The 18148-nt window shown below is 59.0% G+C and carries 16 protein-coding genes, 1 other RNA gene and 1 pseudogene; 12 read left to right on the plus strand and 6 right to left on the minus strand.

The genetic code is table 11. From position 1 onward, the window contains the following. Positions 1–21: 21 nt before the first annotated feature. On the minus strand, positions 22–1935 hold the full coding sequence (gene dnaK / locus AAGW23_RS06455) for a molecular chaperone DnaK (protein ID WP_148926762.1): 1914 nt from the start codon (positions 1933–1935) through the stop codon (positions 22–24). Positions 1936–2031: 96 nt separating this feature from the next. After that, positions 2032–2601, minus strand: coding sequence for a nucleotide exchange factor GrpE (grpE, locus tag AAGW23_RS06460; protein WP_102835582.1), 570 nt, complete (start codon positions 2599–2601; stop codon positions 2032–2034). A gap of 235 nt (positions 2602–2836) precedes the next feature. Here grpE and recN point away from each other — a divergent pair, with 235 nt between their 5' ends. Then, entirely contained in the window at positions 2837–4513 is a 1677-nt protein-coding gene (gene recN / locus AAGW23_RS06465; RefSeq protein WP_342405484.1) for a DNA repair protein RecN, read from the plus strand. Between the two features lie 270 nt (positions 4514–4783). On the opposite strand, the gene fur is transcribed toward recN, so the two are convergent. Beyond that, the gene (fur, locus tag AAGW23_RS06470) at positions 4784–5191 is read right to left on the minus strand and encodes a ferric iron uptake transcriptional regulator (RefSeq protein ID WP_045429745.1); all 408 of its coding nucleotides are present in this window, start codon (positions 5189–5191) and stop codon (positions 4784–4786) included. 93 nt (positions 5192–5284) lie between these two features. On the opposite strand from fur, the gene AAGW23_RS06475 reads away from it, so the two are divergent. Beyond that, positions 5285–5791, plus strand: coding sequence for an outer membrane protein assembly factor BamE (locus tag AAGW23_RS06475; RefSeq protein ID WP_159968934.1), 507 nt, complete (start codon positions 5285–5287; stop codon positions 5789–5791). A gap of 60 nt (positions 5792–5851) precedes the next feature. On the opposite strand, the gene AAGW23_RS06480 is transcribed toward AAGW23_RS06475, so the two are convergent. After that, the gene (locus AAGW23_RS06480; protein WP_342405485.1) at positions 5852–6181 is read right to left on the minus strand and encodes an RnfH family protein; all 330 of its coding nucleotides are present in this window, start codon (positions 6179–6181) and stop codon (positions 5852–5854) included. Continuing rightward, positions 6174–6608, minus strand: coding sequence for a type II toxin-antitoxin system RatA family toxin (locus AAGW23_RS06485; RefSeq protein ID WP_102835578.1), 435 nt, complete (start codon positions 6606–6608; stop codon positions 6174–6176). Before AAGW23_RS06485 ends, AAGW23_RS06480 begins: the two co-directional genes overlap by 8 nt. A gap of 228 nt (positions 6609–6836) precedes the next feature. Between AAGW23_RS06485 and smpB the strand changes: the two genes are divergently transcribed. After that, positions 6837–7319 carry an SsrA-binding protein SmpB gene (smpB, locus tag AAGW23_RS06490; RefSeq protein ID WP_019340344.1) on the plus strand — a complete coding sequence of 161 codons (483 nt, stop codon included), beginning with the start codon at positions 6837–6839 and terminating at the stop codon, positions 7317–7319. Positions 7320–7387: 68 nt separating this feature from the next. Here the strand turns inward: smpB and AAGW23_RS06495 are convergent, their stop codons facing one another. Then, positions 7388–8167: a GntR family transcriptional regulator gene (locus AAGW23_RS06495; protein ID WP_148926767.1), complete on the minus strand. Its 780-nt coding sequence runs from the start codon at positions 8165–8167 to the stop codon at positions 7388–7390. Between the two features lie 281 nt (positions 8168–8448). Here AAGW23_RS06495 and AAGW23_RS06500 point away from each other — a divergent pair, with 281 nt between their 5' ends. The 9 genes and pseudogenes from AAGW23_RS06500 to AAGW23_RS06540 all read left to right on the plus strand — a co-directional run bounded on the left by AAGW23_RS06500 (position 8449) and on the right by AAGW23_RS06540 (position 18056). Further along, entirely contained in the window at positions 8449–10143 is a 1695-nt protein-coding gene (locus AAGW23_RS06500; protein ID WP_342405486.1) for an L-lactate permease, read from the plus strand. A gap of 171 nt (positions 10144–10314) precedes the next feature. Next, the gene (lldD, locus tag AAGW23_RS06505; protein ID WP_342405487.1) at positions 10315–11484 is read left to right on the plus strand and encodes an FMN-dependent L-lactate dehydrogenase LldD; all 1170 of its coding nucleotides are present in this window, start codon (positions 10315–10317) and stop codon (positions 11482–11484) included. 65 nt (positions 11485–11549) lie between these two features. Then, a complete protein-coding gene (locus AAGW23_RS06510) occupies positions 11550–14384 on the plus strand; it encodes an FAD-binding and (Fe-S)-binding domain-containing protein (RefSeq protein WP_342405488.1) in 2835 nt (944 codons plus the stop codon). A gap of 166 nt (positions 14385–14550) precedes the next feature. Then, positions 14551–14859 (plus strand): hypothetical protein, encoded by a 309-nt coding sequence (locus AAGW23_RS06515; protein WP_342405489.1) that lies wholly within the window; start codon positions 14551–14553, stop codon positions 14857–14859. 157 nt (positions 14860–15016) lie between these two features. Continuing rightward, positions 15017–15395, plus strand: a transfer-messenger RNA (tmRNA) gene (gene ssrA / locus AAGW23_RS06520). A gap of 173 nt (positions 15396–15568) precedes the next feature. Beyond that, positions 15569–15814 (plus strand): annotated as a pseudogene (locus AAGW23_RS06525) (Arm DNA-binding domain-containing protein); the annotation flags it as partial. Between the two features lie 12 nt (positions 15815–15826). Next, a complete protein-coding gene (locus AAGW23_RS06530) occupies positions 15827–16774 on the plus strand; it encodes a site-specific integrase (RefSeq protein WP_342405516.1) in 948 nt (315 codons plus the stop codon). A 459-nt stretch (positions 16775–17233) separates the two neighbouring features. Then, a complete protein-coding gene (locus AAGW23_RS06535; protein ID WP_081262886.1) occupies positions 17234–17473 on the plus strand; it encodes a helix-turn-helix transcriptional regulator in 240 nt (79 codons plus the stop codon). Then, the gene (locus tag AAGW23_RS06540; RefSeq protein ID WP_042926691.1) at positions 17466–18056 is read left to right on the plus strand and encodes a helix-turn-helix domain-containing protein; all 591 of its coding nucleotides are present in this window, start codon (positions 17466–17468) and stop codon (positions 18054–18056) included. The genes AAGW23_RS06535 and AAGW23_RS06540 overlap by 8 nt, the downstream gene beginning before the upstream one ends. Positions 18057–18148 lie beyond the last annotated feature (92 nt).

Raw genomic sequence — 18148 nt, forward strand, 5'->3', positions numbered from 1 at the left:
ATGGAGGTCATAAGCCGCGGCTTACTTGTTGTCCTTGACCTCTTCGAACTCAGCGTCGACCACGTCGTCACCTGACTGAGCGTTGTCGCCAGCCTGCTCGCCTTCGCCGCCCTGAGGCTGCTCGGCATACATCTTCTGCGCCAGCGGAGTGGAAGCCTGCGAGACTGCTGCGATCTTGGCTTCGATCTCGGCCTTGTCGTCGCCCTTGATGGCCACTTCCAGCTCGCCGATGGCTTTTTCGATGTTGGCCTTGTCTTCTTCGGTGGCCTTGTCGCCAGCCTCGGTCAACATCTTGCGAGTCGCATGCACCAGCTGATCGCCCTGGTTGCGGACAGTCACCAGCTCTTCGAACTTGCGGTCTTCCTCGGCGTTGGCTTCGGCGTCACGCACCATCTGCTCGATTTCCTCCTCGGAAAGACCCGAGTTGGCCTTGATCACGATGGACTGGTGCTTGCCGGTGGCCTTGTCTTTCGCCGACACGTGCAGGATGCCGTTGGCATCGATGTCGAAGGTCACCTCGATCTGCGGCACACCCCGCGGAGCGGGCGGAATATCAGCCAGATCGAAACGGCCCAAGGACTTGTTCTGCGACGCCTGTTTGCGCTCACCCTGCAGTACATGAATGGTCACTGCGCCCTGATTGTCATCGGCAGTCGAGAACACTTGCGACTTCTTGGTCGGGATGGTGGTGTTCTTCTCGATCAGCGCGGTCATCACGCCACCCATGGTTTCGATACCCAGGGTCAGCGGGGAAACGTCGAGCAACAGCACGTCCTTGACGTCGCCAGCCAGCACTGCGCCCTGAATGGCTGCACCCATGGCAACGGCTTCGTCGGGGTTGACGTCCTTGCGCGCTTCCTTGCCGAAGAACTCGGCAACCTTCTGCTGCACCAGTGGCATGCGGGTCTGACCACCAACCAGAATCACATCATCGATCTTGGAGACGTCGATCCCGGCGTCTTTCATCGCCATGCGGCACGGCTCAATGGTGCGCTGAACCAGATCCTCGACCAGCGCTTCGAGCTTGGCGCGAGAAATTTTCACGTTCAGGTGCTTCGGCCCGGTCGAATCTGCCGTGATGTAAGGCAGGTTGACGTCGGTCTGCTGGCTGGAAGACAGCTCGATCTTGGCCTTTTCAGCAGCTTCCTTCAGACGCTGCATGGCCAGCGGATCACCCTTGAGGTTCATGCCGCTTTCTTTCTTGAACTCGTCGACGAGGTAGTCGATCAGGCGGATGTCGAAGTCTTCACCACCAAGGAAGGTGTCGCCGTTGGTGGCCAACACTTCAAACTGATGCTCGCCGTCAACCTCGGCGATTTCGATCACCGAGACGTCAAAGGTACCGCCACCCAGGTCATATACGATGACTGTGTGATCACCCTTGGCCTTGTCCATGCCATAGGCCAGCGCGGCAGCAGTCGGCTCGTTGATGATGCGCTTAACATCCAGACCCGCAATGCGCCCAGCGTCCTTGGTGGCCTGACGCTGGCTGTCGTTGAAGTACGCCGGAACGGTAATTACCGCCTCGGTGACCGGCTCGCCGAGATAGTCTTCGGCAGTCTTCTTCATTTTCTTCAGGATCTCGGCAGAGATCTGCGGCGGTGCCATTTTCTGGCCACTCACCTCTACCCAGGCGTCACTGTTGTCCGCCTTGACGATCTTGTACGGAACCATCTGGATGTCTTTCTGCACGACATCTTCATCGAAACGACGACCGATCAGTCGCTTCACGGCGTACAGCGTGTTGTGCGGGTTGGTAACAGCCTGGCGCTTGGCCGATTGACCAACGAGGATTTCACCGTCATTGGCGTACGCAATGATCGATGGGGTGGTGCGACCGCCTTCGGCGTTCTCGATCACCTTGGCCTTGCCGTTTTCCAGAATGGAGACGCAGGAGTTGGTCGTTCCCAGGTCGATACCGATAATCTTGCCCATGTGCTTCTCTCCGAACTTTGATTGATCCGCGCCTGTTTACCGGCTGCGGGTAATACAAAAACGCTTGGCTACCAGATGGGGGTCAGCCGCAGAAATTCAAGCCTTCTCATCAATCGAAGGCGGGGTTTCTGCCGGCGCCTTGCTGACAACGACCATCGCCGGACGCAACAGACGCCCGTTGAGCAGATAGCCCTTCTGGAACACCTTGAGCACGCTACCCGGCTCGGCATGGGTGCTTTCTTCCATGGCCATGGCCTGGTGATGCTCGGGATTGAAGGGCTCGCCCTGTGGGTCAATCTGCACCAACTGATGGCGTGCCAGAGTGTCGAGCAACAACTTGAACGTCAGCTCGACACCTTCGCGCATCGGCTTGACCGCTTCATCATCTGGATTCGACAGCTCTAGCCCGCGCTCCAGACTGTCAGCGACGCCCAGCAGATCGCCGGCGAATTTTTCCAGCGCAAACTTGTGCGCTTTCTCGACATCCTGCTCGGCACGACGACGGATGTTCTGCAACTCGGCTGCCACTCGCAGGGACTGATCCTGCGCCGCGGCCAATTGCTCTTCGAGGGACTGCACCCGTGCAGCCAGATCCTCGGTCACCTCGGCTTGCGCGGTCTCGTTTTCATCAGGGGTCTGGTTGTCCAGGTTCTGCTCGTCGGCCATGCGGTCCTCCTCATCGATACGTCAGCGGGCGTCGACCCGCGCTTGTGCCGCTATATGGGGGCAACAAAATTCTGCTTCAAGGGCGATCCACATCAAAGAAACACCAGCCCCTTTCGAACAGCCCATTCAGCGCCTAACCGACCGCATTTGTTTACATACCAGTCACGCGGAGCAGCTTGATGAGCCACGCAGAAGCACTGTATAAATACCCAGTCACCTACGCAGGAGTCCTGCCATGCTGGTTCATCTTTCCGTTCATAATTACGCAATCGTCGAGCATCTCGATCTTGAGCTGAAACGCGGCATGAGCGTGATCAGCGGCGAGACCGGCGCAGGCAAGTCGATCATGCTCGATGCGCTAGGTCTCACTCTTGGCGATCGAGCCGACAGCAGCGTGGTGCGCATCGGCGCGGACAAGGCAGATATTCTTGCGAGCTTCGACCTGGACGACATCCCAGATGCACGAGCCTGGCTGGCCGAGCGCGATCTGGAAAATGATGGCCCATGCATCCTTCGGCGAGTGATCACCGCTGAAGGTCGTTCGCGCGGCTATATCAACGGAACGCCCTGTCCGCAAGGTGACCTTAAGGCGCTTGGCGAGCTACTGATCGATATCCACAGCCAGCATGAACACCAGTCACTGCTAAAGCTCGATACGCACCGGCGGCTGCTCGACGAGTACAGCGGCAACCAGGAACTTGCTCGCCAGGTACAACTGGCCGCCCAGCGCTGGCGGCAAACCCGGCAGAGCCTGGAGCGACTGAGCAGCAGCAGTGATGAACAGCGCGCCCGCCACCAGCTGCTCAGCTACCAACTCGAGGAGCTTGAGACATTGGCTTTGGGCGACGACGAATTGGACCAACTGGAGCAGGAACACAAGAACCTTTCCAACGCAGAACACCTGCTCGGCGCCTGTCGCCAGGTGATCGAGCTGTGTAGCGAGAGCGACGCCGGCAACGTACTGTCAGCGCTGACCTCGAGCCTGCAGCGACTGACCGGCTTTCAGAACCAGCCCGGCGCGCTTGGCGAGGCCGTCAATCTACTGTCCAGTGCGCAGATACAGGTTGAAGAAGCGATCGGCGAACTCAATCGCTTTCTCGATCACTTCGATTCCGACCCACAAAGGCAGCAGGCACTGGAAGAACGCCTCGACAGCATCTATACCCTGGCGCGCAAACACCGCGTTCAGCCGTCAGAATTACCGAGCTTGCAGCAACGCCTCTTCGAAGAATTGGAAAGCCTTAACGCCGACGACACTGCGCTGGAGCAACTCGGCGAAGAGCTTGCCGCCTACGAGCGACATTATCGAGAAAAAGCCGAACAGTTGAGCGCTTCGCGCCAGCTGGCGGCAGAATCCTTGGCGCAGGCCGTCGAAACGGAGATTCAGCGTCTGGGCATGCCAGGCGGCAAGTTCAGCGCCGTATTGAAACCCGCAGCAGAAGGAGACCTGATGCCACACGGACTGGAACAAGTAGAGTTTCTGGTAAGCGCCAACCCAGGCCAGCCACTGCGTCCACTGGCAAAGGTTGCCTCGGGCGGTGAGCTGTCGCGCATCAGCCTTGCGATTCAGGTGATCACAGCGCAGACATCACGCATCCCTACCCTGGTGTTCGACGAAGTGGACGTCGGCATCGGAGGACCGACCGCCGAAGTGGTCGGCCAATTGCTGCGCCGCCTCGGCGAGCGGGGCCAAGTACTGACCGTGACCCACCTGCCACAAGTTGCGGCACAGGGTCACCATCACCTGTTTGTACACAAGGCGCGCGGCGCCCAAGAAACCCACACCGCTGTCGCCGCACTGGATGGCAGTGAACGGGTCGAGGAAATTGCCCGCATGCTGGGTGGGCTTGACCTCACCGAGCAAGCGCTGGCCCACGCCCGCCAGATGATCGGCACAGCTCAAACATCCTGAAAAAGCAGGCAACGACGACGACCCACGGATCATCTTGCCGCGACGACAGACCATCTGGAGAGCACACACCATTGCACGTACCGGATTGCACTGGGCTGGCTTGCAATAAAAACGCGCCTCATCCGGCTCATCGTCATGGGCACATCCCCAGCGCGCTGAGGCGGCAGCAGCCGGATGAATCGCGCCTTCAAAACAAAACCCCGCCAATCGGCGGGGTTTGTCATATAGCAAGACTATCCGGGGCTCACACTCGAACCCGATCGACTCCGATCACTCAGGCTTCTTGCGGACGTACAGCACCAGGTTGTGATCCACCAGGTCGTAGCCATGGCGCTTGACGATCTCCTTCTGCAGCTTCTCGATCTCCGGATCAAAAAACTCGATCACGTCGCCGCTGTCGACGCACACCATGTGGTCATGATGGCCACCGTCAGCCAGCTCGAACACGGCATGGCCGCCATCGAAATTATGCCGAACCACAAGACCAGCTGCCTCGAACTGGGTCAGCACGCGGTAAACAGTTGCCAGACCGACATCCTCGCCGGCCTCCATCAATGCCTTGTAGACGTCCTCTGCGCTCATATGGCGACGATCAGTGGTATCCAGCATTTGCAGGATCTTGACCCGTGGCAGGGTTACTTTGAGGCCAGCTTTGCGTAGTTCGCTATTTTCAACCATGGTGGGCTTTCTCGCTGCTGCTGTTTCGCAGCCTCCTTCAATACGGGTATGATCCGGGCTTTGCCCAGCCAAGATAGTGGAAGTCACCTACCGATGCAAAACACCAAGCTCATGCTGTCCAGCCTCACGCTAGTGGGCCTGTTCGCACTCGCCGGTTGTTCATTCCCCGGGGTTTACAAGGTCGACATTCAACAGGGCAATGTCGTGACTCAGGACATGATAGACCAGTTGCGCCCCGGAATGACCCGATCACAAGTGCGGTTTATCATGGGCAACCCGCTGATCACCGACACGTTCCACGCTAACCGCTGGGATTATCTGTACAGCATCCAGCCTGGCGGCAGAGAACGTCAGCAGGAGCGCGTCAGCCTTGTATTCAATGCTAACGACCAGCTCGCTGGTCTTGCAGGCGACTTCAAGCCCGGCGTGAGCCGTGACGAAGCCATTCTGGGGACTGATCTACCGGCAAGCACCGATGACCCTGTCAGCACCGAACCAGAGGCCACCGCTCCTGGCTCTTTGCTTGAACAGATCCAGCGCGACGTAGATGCGGCGGAGCCCGTTCCAGTGCCTACTCCAGGCAGCCTGGACACAAACTAAGCGTTAACCGAACACCAGTAAAGCCCGTCACGCCGGGCTTTTTCTCGTTAATGCCACTTCCTATGTGACCGCTTCACCTGATTCGCCGGCCTTGTTCTGTGCAGCCTTAGCCGCACGCTGCTTGCGAACTTCTTTCGGGTCGGCGATCAGTGGTCGATAGATCTCAACTCGCTCTCCCTCAACAAGCGTGCGCTCGTCCGGCTTGGGCACAGCCTTGCCGAAGATGCCCAACGGCGACGTTGCCAGATCCAGCCCCGGAAAGTAGCCATCCATTCCCGAGCGCAGCGCTGCCTCTCGGACGCTGGTGCCCTGAGGAACGGCCAAGCGCAGCAACTTCTGCTTGTCCGCTAGCGCATAGACGACCTCAACCGCGATCATCTGCTTATCCATAAAGCTGCTTAGCCCTGTCACAGAACGCATCGACCAATGTATTAGCGGCCTGATTGAACAACGGTCCCAAGGTGGCACGAACCAACGGCCCGGCGTAATCAAAGGTGAGATCAAGACTGATCTTGCAGGCCTTTTCACCCAACGCCTTGAATTCCCAAATACCATGCAGATGACTGAAAGGCCCCTCTTCCAGCGACATCTCGATGCGCTTACCTGCCTGCAACTCATTGCGCGTGAGAAAGCGCTGGCTCATGCCAGCCTTTGCCACCGTCATGCTTGCGTGCATCTGTGTGTCACTGCTGGACAGCACTTCGGTTGCCGAACACCAGGGCAGAAACTTTGGATAGCTGGCTACATCATTGACCATGTCGAACAGCGCATGAGCCGGATAGGGCAGCAGCGCCGAACGTTGAATATGCGTCGTCATTCAGTCCCTTCTACTTCGTCAGTCGACAATCAGCAGCTGGAGCCAAGGCCGACAGCCGCTCACCGAGAGCAAGCGTAAAGCTCATACCTGCTACGCAGCAGGTGTTTGAGCATGAACAAACGTAAAGTTGACCATTGTCGAGGATAAGCGCACCCCTCTCAAGTTTCGCACCGTCGCACCACGCAGGTTATCGCCAGCCGCAACGGGACTCCCTATAATGCGCACCCTATGGCCAAACAGAAGAAACAGTCCCCCGGGACCATTGCGCTGAACAAGAAAGCGCTACACGACTACTTCATCGAACAGAAATTCGAGGCGGGCCTCGTGCTGGCCGGCTGGGAAGTGAAAAGCCTTCGGGCGGGAAAAGCCCAGCTGGTGGACAGCTACGTCTTGCTCAAGGATGGCGAAGCATGGTTGATGGGCTGCCACATTACGCCTTTGACCACCGCTAGCACCCATGTCATTGCCGACCCGACCCGCACCCGCAAGTTGCTGCTCAACAAGCGTGAACTGGGCAAGTTGTTCGGCGCCGTGCAGCAGAAGGGTTACGCCTGTGTGGCGCTGTCGATCTACTGGAAAAAGCATTTGATCAAGTGCGATATCGCGCTAGGCAAGGGCAAGAAGGAGTTCGACAAGCGCCACACCGAGAAAGAGCGCGACTCCGATCGGGAGATTCAGCGTGCCATGCGCACAAAGGGCAAGGAAGACTGACCCTCGGCGTATCGAGCGGAACCCAGCCGCTCGATATAGCTTTTCAACCCACCACCGCCCCAGCCCTGCTAATTCTTTTCCGGGTGCGCCTGGCGCCGCTGCGCACGCGCCAACCGTTGAGCTTCCTGCTGCCCTTCCGCCAAAACTTCTTGGACATAGCTGATGTGGTGGTGAATGACATCCCTCGCATCGTTCGCCCGCCGCGCGATGATCGCATCGTATAACTCCTGATGCTGATTCATCAGCATGTCGCGGGTTTCGCTGCGTAACGCGTACATACCGCCGATATTGGTCACTACGTTGCGTTTGAGCAGATCGAACAGACCCCGAATGGTATGCAGCAGCACTGCATTGTGGCTGGCCTCGGCAATCGCCAGATGAAAACGCGCGTCAGCGGCGCCCTCTTCGGCGCGGGTCACTACCCCTTCGCGCGCATAGCAATCCTGCAACGCCGCAAAGGCCTCTTTCAGGCGTTGCCGGTCCACTTCAGTCGCGCGCAAGGCGGCGTAATAAGCGCAACTTCCTTCCAGTGTATGGCGAAACTCAAGCAGGTCACGCTGCGCATCAGCGTTGTTTTCGAGCAGATGCAGCAGCGGATCACTGAAGGTCGACCCGAGGGACTCGGCAACGAAATTGCCACCACCGTGACGACTGACCAGCAAGCCCTTGGCCGCCAGCTTCTGGATCGCTTCGCGCAACGACGGACGTGATACCCCAAACTGTTCGGCCAGCACCCGCTCGGCCGGCAGCCGCTCCCCAGCCTTGAGCGTCCCCTCAAGGATCATCGTTTCGAGTTGCTCGACGATGTTATCCGCCAGCCTCCGCTGGCGCACCACTCCCACTTCCATGACGCCTCTCGATTGGTTTGACCACTGTGATGGGAAGCAGCGTAGCCAGCCGCCAGGCCCACCGCAATAACCGCCGCTGCGACCAAAGTCTATAGCTTGCTAATTGACGCAGCGCCGGCAGAACTCTTACGCTGGCCAGACCCTACTGTAAATTGGTAATACCACTTTACAGGTAGAGGCAACCAAACAAGAAGAGGACTAGTTAATGCGGTCTCCGTTTATCTGCTCATCACCGGTCCGCCCGGGCCCCCATTCGCTCATTTCGACCCTGGGAGCCTGACATGTCTACCGGACTGCTCGCCCTGTTTGCCTTTACCCCGATCCTGCTGGCCGCCGTTCTGCTGATTGGCCTTCGCTGGCCGGCCAGCCGCGCCATGCCGGTTGTGTTCTTGTTCACCGCAGCCATTGGCTTGTTCATCTGGGACATGAGCTTTACCCGGATCATCGCCTCAACCCTGCAAGGCCTGGTGATCACGCTGGGACTGCTGTGGATCATCTTCGGCGCGATCCTGCTGCTGAACACGCTCAAGCATTCGGGCGGCATTACCGCCATTCGGGCTGGTTTCACCACCATCAGCCCGGACCGTCGAATTCAGGCCATTATCATCGCCTGGTTGTTCGGCTGCTTTATCGAAGGCGCATCCGGCTTTGGTACCCCCGCAGCAATTGCAGCACCGCTGCTGGTCGCCGTGGGCTTCCCGGCCATGGCAGCGGTCCTGATGGGCATGCTCGTGCAGAGCACGCCTGTGTCCTTTGGCGCGGTCGGTACGCCGATCATCGTTGGTGTGAATAGCGGACTCGACACCGCCTCCCTCGGCGCACAACTCGCCGCGCAAGGTTCCAGCTGGCCGATCTTCCTGCAGCAAATCACCAGCAGCGTCGCCATTACCCACGCCATCGTCGGCACGGTCATGCCACTGATCATGGTCTTGATGCTGACGCGCTTCTTCGGCAAGGAAAAGAGCTGGAAGGCCGGATTCGAAGTGCTGCCTTTCGCACTTTTCGCAGGGCTGGCTTTCACCCTCCCCTATGTCGCCACCGGCGTATTCCTTGGCCCCGAGTTCCCATCGCTGCTGGGCGGTCTGGTCGGCCTGGCGATCGTCACCACCGCCGCGCGCTTCAAGTTTCTGGTGCCGAAAACCAACTGGGATTTCGCTGCCGCAAAAGACTGGCCAGCGGAGTGGATCGGCACTATCGAGATGAAGCTAGACGACCTCGCGGCACGCCCGATGAGCGCTTTCCGCGCCTGGCTGCCCTACATCCTGGTCGGCGCAATCCTGGTGATCAGCCGTGTCTTCCCGCAGGTCACCGGCGCGTTGAAATCCGTGTCGATCGCCTTCGCCAACATTCTCGGCGAGACCGGCGTCAGCGCCAGCATCGAGCCGCTGTACCTGCCTGGCGGGATTCTGGTTGCCGTTGTACTGATTACCTTCTTCATCCATGGCATGCGCGCCGCCGAACTCAAAGCTGCAGTGAAGGAATCGAGCAGCGTGCTGCTCAGTGCGGGCTTCGTGCTGCTGTTCACCGTGCCGATGGTGCGCATCCTGATCAACTCGGGTGTCAACGCCAGCGACCTGCCAAGCATGCCCATCGCCATGGCGCGCTATGTAGCTGACAGCGTGGGCGGCATCTACCCGCTGCTGGCCCCTACTGTCGGCGCGCTGGGGGCATTCCTCGCTGGCTCGAATACCGTCAGCAACATGATGTTCAGCCAGTTCCAGTTCGGCGTTGCACAGTCGCTGGGCATTTCCGGCGCGATGGTCGTGGCCATCCAGGCCGTGGGTGCCGCCGCCGGCAACATGGTGGCGATCCACAACGTTGTCGCCGCCTCGGCCACCGTCGGCCTGCTCGGCCGCGAAGGCATCACCCTGCGCAAGACCGTTTGGCCTACGCTGTACTACGTGCTGGCCACCGGCCTGATCGGCATGATCGCGATCTACCTGCTTGGCGTGACGGACCCGCTGGTCGGCGTCTAACGCGGCCTGTGACCATTGCTTCGGGAAACACCTGGGGCAATGGCGTTTGGAATCATGTCCTGACCTCTCCATCGCCCGACCCGGTGATCAGGACAGCCGTAAATCGAACACCGCCTTCGTCGATGACGGGCGCTCCGAGACTTACCTCGTTTCAGTCGGTGAGAACATAAGATGATTATTTCTGCTTCCACGGATTACCGCGCTGCCGCACAACGCAAGCTCCCGCCGTTCCTCTTTCACTACGTCGATGGCGGCGCTTACGCTGAGTACACGCTGCGGCGCAACGTCGAGGATCTGGCCAGCATCGCCCTGCGTCAGCGGGTGTTGCGCAACATGTCGGAACTCAGCCTGGAAACCCAGCTGTTCGGCGAAACCCTGTCCATGCCGGTGGCCCTCGCCCCGGTCGGCCTGACCGGCATGCTCGCTCGCCGTGGTGAGGTGCAGGCCGCTCGTGCGGCTGACAAGAAAGGAATTCCCTTCACCCTGTCCACCGTATCGGTCTGCCCGATCGAGGAAGTCGCACCGGCAATCAAGCGGCCGATGTGGTTTCAGCTCTATGTGCTGAAGGACCGCGGCTTCATGAAGAACGCGCTGGAGCGCGCCAAGGCCGCGGGCGTTACCACCCTGGTCTTCACCGTCGACATGCCCACCCCCGGCGCCCGCTACCGCGACGCGCATTCCGGCATGAGTGGCCCCCACGCCAACATACGGCGCATTTTGCAGGCCATGACGCACCCCTTCTGGGCCTGGGACGTCGGCCTGCACGGCAAGCCGCACGACCTCGGCAACATCACCACCTACCGCGGACACACCACCGGACTGGAAGACTACATCGGCTGGCTTGCAGCCAATTTCGATCCGTCGATTTCGTGGAAAGATCTGGAGTGGATCCGCGAATTCTGGGATGGCCCGATGGTGATCAAAGGCATCCTGGATGCCGATGACGCCCGCGATGCCGTGACCTTCGGGGCCGACGGCATCATCGTCTCCAACCACGGCGGGCGTCAGCTCGACGGCGTTCTGTCCAGTGCACGCGCGATGCCAGCGATTGCCGACGCGGTCAAAGGTGACCTGAAAATCCTCGCCGACTCGGGCATCCGCAGCGGTCTAGACGTGGTGCGCATGATCGCCCTCGGCGCGGATACCGTGCTGCTCGGCCGCGCCTTCGCCTACGCGCTGGCGGTAGACGGCGAAGCCGGTGTCAGCAACCTGCTCGACCTGATCGAAAAAGAAATGCGTGTCGCGATGGTCCTGACCGGAGCCAAGAGCATCAGCGAAATCAGCACGGATTCGCTGGTACGCGAGGTTGATCACTATCAGACCAGCCGCCACGTCGACTGAGCCTGGCTGATCCCATCGAGAAGGCCGTCGGCATTCGCCACGGTCGCTACCTCCCGGAGCCCGAAATGAACGCGCCTGCCGCTCTACCGACCGACTTTCTCGCCGCTGTCGAAAAGCTGATTCCGGCTGAGCGACGCTTCGACGACCCTCTTTCAACGCTGGCTTTCGGCACAGATGCCAGCTTCTACCGGCTGATTCCCAAGCTGGTGGTACGGGTTGAATCCGAGGAGGAAGTGGTAGGGCTGCTCAAGCTGGCTCACAGCCAGCGGGTACCTGTGACCTTCCGGGCGGCGGGCACCAGCCTTTCCGGCCAGGCGATTTCCGACTCGGTACTGATCGTACTGGGCGACAACTGGAACGGCCGCGAAATACGCAACGGCGGCGAGCAGATACGCCTTCAGCCTGGCGTAATTGGTGCCAATGCCAACGCCATACTGTCGCCGCTGCAACGCAAGATCGGCCCTGACCCAGCCTCGATCAACGCCGCAAAAATCGGCGGCATCGTCGCCAACAATTCGAGCGGCATGTGCTGTGGAACGGCGCAGAACAGCTATAAAACCCTTGCTGGCCTGCGCCTGGTGCTTGCAGATGGCAGCGTGGTCGACAGCGAAGACGTTATCAGCGTCGAATCTTTCCGCCAAAGCCATTCGGCGATGCTCGATCAGCTCGCCGAGCTCGGCCGCACCACCCGCGCCAACACCGACCTGGCTGCAAAGATTCGCCACAAGTACCGCCTGAAGAACACCACAGGCTTTTCGCTGAACGCGCTGGTCGACTACGACGAGCCACTCGACATCCTCAACCACTTGATGGTCGGCTCCGAAGGCACACTGGGTTTCATCAGCGCAGTGACCTACGACACCGTGCCCGATCACCCGCACAAAGCCAGCGCGCTGGTTGTCTTTCCCGACGTAGAAACCTGCTGCCTCGCCGTACCCGTGCTCAAGCAACAGCCGGTGTCGGCAGTTGAACTGCTTGATCGCCGTAGCTTGCGCTCGGTGGAGAACAAGGCCGGCATGCCGGAGTGGGTCAAGCAACTGTCGGCCAATGCCTGCGCGCTGCTGATCGAATCCCGCGCAGCCAGCGGGTCGCTGCTGCACGAGCAAATCAACCAGATCATGGTCTCGATCGCTCATTTCCCGGTGGAAAAACAGGTCGATTTCAGCGAAAACCCGGTCGTCTACAACCAGCTCTGGAAGATCCGCAAGGACACCTTTCCCGCGGTCGGTGCGGTGCGCCAGACTGGCACGACGGTGATCATTGAGGACGTCACTTTCCCTATCGAGCGCCTCGCCGAAGGGGTCAATCGTCTGATCCAGCTGTTCGAAAAGCACGCCTACAGTGAGGCGATCCTGTTCGGCCATGCCTTAGAGGGCAACCTGCACTTTGTCTTCACCCAGGGTTTCGACGATCCACTGCAAGTCGCGCGCTACGAAGCCTTCATGCAAGACGTCACCCAGCTGGTTGCCGTTGAATTCGGCGGCGCCCTGAAAGCCGAACACGGTACCGGCCGCAACATGGCGCCCTTCGTCGAACTGGAATGGGGCAACGATGCGTACCAACTGATGTGGCAGATCAAGCGCCTGCTGGACCCTCAGGGCATCCTCAATCCCGACGTAGTGCTCAGCGAAGACCCACAGATCCACCTCAAACATCTCAAGCCAATGCCGGCTGCCGACGAGATCGTCGACAAGTGCATCGAATGCGGCTTCTGCGAACCGGTCTGCCCGTCCAATGGACTGACCCTGACGCCGCGTCAGCGCATCGTCGTCTGGCGCGACATTCAAGCGAAAAAGCGCGCTGGCATCGACACAAGCGAACTCGAGCAGCTCTACGGCTACCAGGGCGTCAAGACCTGCGCTGCGACCGGGCTATGCGCACAGCGCTGCCCGGTAGGCATCAACACCGGAGACCTTGTGCGCAAACTTCGCGGGCGCAATGCCGGCAATACGCGTGCCGCCACCTGGCTGGCCGAGCATTTCCGCACCGCCGTGCAGGGCGCGCGGTTCATGTTGCACGTCGCCAATGGCGCACACCTGCTCATGGGCACGCGCCTGCTCAGCAAGACCTCCGCTGCGCTCACCAATGCCAGCAAAGGTCGCGTGCCCCAGTGGACCCCCGCCACACCGCAGCCGCTGCAGCGGCTCCATTTACCCAAGCCATCACCCCAGGACCAACGCCCACGGGTGGTTTACCTTGCCGCCTGCGTCTCGCGCGCCATGGGTCCCGCAGCACGTGATCAGGAGCAGGAACCACTGCTCGACACCACCCGCACGCTTCTGGAGAAAGCTGGTTACCAGGTCATCTTCCCCGATGAGCTGAACAACCTCTGCTGCGGCCAACCATTCGCCTCCAAAGGCTATGCAGAGCAGGCCGAGCAGAAGCGTCAGGAAACGCTGGATGCTCTGCTCAAGGCCAGCCGCGGCGGGCTTGACCCTATCTACTGCGACACCAGCCCCTGCACGCTGCGCCTGGTTCAGGACCTTGCGGACGACCGCCTGCAGGTTTTCGATCCGGTGCGCTTCATCCGCACGCATCTGATCGACAAACTGGATTTCGAGCCGCAGGATGCGCCGATTGCCGTGCACGTCACCTGCAGCACTCAACACCTCGGCGAAGCCCAGGCGCTGATTGATATCGCGCGCCGCTGCGCCAAAGAAGTGGTCGTGCCGGAAGGCATTCACTGTTGCGGTTTTGCGGGCGACAAGGGCTTCACCACCCCCGAGCTCAACGCCCATGCCCTGCGCAGTCTTAAAGACGCCGTGCAGGTCTGCGAAGAAGGAATTTCAACCAGCCGAACCTGCGAGATCGGCCTGTCACAACATGGCGGCATCGACTATCACGGGCTGGCTTATCTGGTTAACCGAAACAGCCGAGCCAGAGCGGTTTCAGCACCCTAGTGAGCGGCCCCGGCGAAGACCACGACATACGCAAATGAAACGCTTCAGCGCAGCCGCAGTCGGAAGTTAGGAGCCCAGTTTCAATAGAGGCTCAACCGCCTCGGCGCCGCCGCGCAATTACAGAAACAGGCAGGCCCGCCGGGAAGTTAACTCCCTGGAGGACTTTATGAAGAAATTTGCCCTACTTGCCGCCGCAGCTCTGATCGCAAGCCCTGCCGTGTTTGCCGACGACAAGAATCTGTGCCAATTGAACATGCAGGAAATTGAAGACAACATGGCGACCAACCGAGCCACCCTCGGGGAGCCGGCGCGCAGCGAAGTTCAAGAACTGATCAAGCAGGCCCGTGAAGCGCAGCAAGCTGGCGACGTCGAAAACTGCATCGTTCATACCACCCAGGCCTTGCGTAAACTCGAAGGCCCAGGCAGCTCCGGCAGCACAGGCACCAGCGGCACTGGCTCGGGCACCGGTAACTGATACGTCCGCGAGGCAAGGCCGCCAGTAGTTGGCCTTGCCGATTCCCGGTTTGCCCTTGAATTTCGACCAGCCGCCCTAATTAAGAAGATCAAGCGTTCGACGCAGCCAAACCTTATGGCGTACACTGCGCAACACATGAGGCAGCAACACGCTTCATGGGGCCGATTAGGATTCGACGCCGGTAACAAAACTCTAGGTGCATGCCGAGTTGGTAACAGAACTCGTAAATCCACTGTTGCAAACTTATAGTTGCCAACGACGACAACTACGAAGGGTACGCGCTAGCCGCCTAACCTTCATCTGGTCGCTTCGGCGCCAGCGGTCACTAGGGGATGCCTGTAAACCCGAAATGACTGTCAGATAGAACAGGATCGCCGCCAAGTTCGCTGCAGACGTAACGGCTAAAATTCATGCAGCTCGCTCCAAGCACCCTGCCAATCGGGCGGCGCGGAGTTAACTCAATAGATTTGGCTACGCATGTAGTACCGACAGTGGAGAGCTGGCGGACGGGGGTTCAAATCCCCCCGGCTCCACCATTTTGTCTTCCCAGGAAGACCCAGAAAAGCCGTAAAGCCCAGAGAAATCAAAGCTTTACGGCTTTTTTATTGCCCACGTTTTGCTATCTAATCCCAGGGCATCCCACGGTTGACGGGGGCACATATGGGGGCATAAAACGCTCATCAGCTCGCTCGGAGAGGATGTGCCCCCAATGCCCTTGAAAGACACCAACTGCCGCAACGCCAAGCCCCAGGACAAGCCCTACCGGCTGTATGACGAACAGGGTTTGTATCTTGAAGTGCAGCCTAATGGAGGCCGTTACTGGCGCTTGAAGTACCGCTTTCTGGGCAAGGAAAAACGCCTTGCTCTTGGCGTTTACCCAGAGGTCGGCTTACAGGATGCTCGTCGCAAGCGTGATGACGCTCGTGTTCAGCTTGCCGGCGGCCAAGACCCTTCGCTGCAAAGACGCATGGCCAAAGTGGTCAGCCAGCTCGATCACCAGCACACCTTTGAATCGGTCGCCAAGCAATGGCTCACTGTTCGCGAATCCTCCTGGGATCCGGAGTACACCCGCACAGTAAGGCAGCGCCTTGAGCTCAATGCCTACCCCTGGTTGGGAAAACTTCCGATCAGCAGCATCAGCACGCCCATGCTGGTCGAAAACCTCCAGCGCATCATCAAGCGCGGTGCTCGCGAGACGGCACGTCGTGTAGCCCAAATCTACAAACAGATTTTCGAGTTCGCCGAAGCTGCCGGTATCACCCCACCCAACCAGATTGGCAATCTCTCACGTACGCTCCCAGCCAAGCGGGTGAAACATTTTGCTGCCGTGACCGATCCTGAAAAACTCGGCGCACTGCTTAAAGCACTAGATAGCTACAGCGGAACAATGCCTGTCTGTTGTGCCTTAAAACTGGCCCCGTTGCTGTTCTGCCGGCCCGGAGACCTTCGACATATGGAATGGTCGGAGGTCAATCTGGATGCTGGCGAGTGGTTGATTCCTGGTCACAAGATGAAAGGGCTAACTGCTACCAAACAGGATCGCCCAGATCACCTGGTTCCCCTCAGCCAACAAGCAGTCGCTGTTCTACGCGAACTGAAACCGCTCACCGGCAGGCATCGGTATACCTTCCCCTCGGCCCGAGGAGGCGACCGACCGATGTCCAACAATGCCGTTCTCAGCGCGTTACGCCGCATGGACATCAGCGGCGACGAAATGACTGGGCACGGCTTTCGTGCAACAGCGAGAACCATAGGTGCTGAGGTGCTGGGATTTCGCCCCGATCTCCTGGAGCATCAGCTTGCTCACACGGTAAAAAATCCGTTGGGACGGGCGTACGACCGAACGTCATTTCTGCCAGAACGACGCGACATGATGCAGCGCTGGTCAGATTACCTAGATGCGATCAAGGCCTGAGCTCACTGCCTGGGCTTGCAATACCGATTCCCGCTTGGTAAAAATCAGGCATCCCTCGGACGTTCATAGGACTCCATGGGATCGTCACGCTGCCCCAGTTACGGCGTTAAGAATCCGAAGTCCATCTGCTGTTAGCAAATGGACTTTCTGGGTACCTCATCGGGGTATCGCCAGCATCTCGCAGGCCTTTTGCGCCTGCTCGCCTGCAACAAGGCTGCTAAAGAAACGTATGGACTCCTATTCCGTACCAGCAGGGTCTTTCCTCTCCCCCACGCCAAAGACACAGCTTCAGCTGTCATGCGCACAGCTGAAGCCGGCAATAAACCTCGGAGGCCCGTAACACGAGGCCCGACAAACATCCCTGCTTTGCAGTAGGAAAATCCGAGCGCCACTCCCAACACATATGCGTATTGCAGTACTTGAGGACCGCTGCAACGCCACCGCCTGAGCACCAGTTAAATGTCAGCACAAACTATTGCACCCAGCCCAGAGGAACCGCGCTTCCTTCGCCTGCCCGAGGTTGAACTCGCTGTCGGGAAAAAGAGATCCACGATCTATCGCGACATAGCAGCGGGAAAATTCCCTGCTCCATATGATCTAGGCAGCAGCAGATCGGTTGGCTGGCTCAGCACGGAGATATCTGCCTGGATCCTGAGCCGGCCGCGCGTACAGTTACGTGGGAGGCATAACAATGACTAACACCTCCGCCCCACTGCGCGCACAGACTCAGTGGTTTCATGTCTTTAGGGCCATGATCGATCAGGGTGATGTCGCCCGAATCGGGCCCCATGCATTTACGGTTTATGCCGTCATCAAGGCACACGCCAATTTCGACCATGGATTATCGAAACCGGGCATCCAACGGATTTCCGAACAGTCTGGAGTCAGTCAGGCACAGGTCAAACGGGCATTAGGGGTTCTCGAAAAAGCAGGTTTCATTGCAAAGAAAAAGTTCGGCCGATCCAATCACTACATGCTACGCGAAAAGGTCCAGGTCACTGAGGCCGGCTTACCACATACCGTAGTAACCTGGGATTACGTGCCGGACCGCGCCCAGCAGACCGTTACTGAGCTTAAAAAAGCCATGATCGCTGGCGATCTCGCAAGTACGCGAACACTGAATATCGAGCGTCTGAATATACAAATCAATCTGGCAGGTGGTAATTCCCAGATCGATTTAGGCTCATTGCACACCGACCTAGATCGACTGCCAGCCGGCATTCGAGAAACGCTGCGTAGAAACCTCAATCGCCGTGGTGATCTTATACACAGCTCAGAGTGACACGTATCAACCTGAGCTGTGTACCATCTGGATGGAGCTCACCTAGAGCTCCGTCGCGTTGGAATACAGCTCAGGCTGAGCCGCTAAAAAGA

The sequence above is a fragment of the Stutzerimonas chloritidismutans genome (assembly GCF_038562055.1).
Classification (GTDB): Bacteria; Pseudomonadota; Gammaproteobacteria; order Pseudomonadales; family Pseudomonadaceae; genus Stutzerimonas; species Stutzerimonas chloritidismutans_A.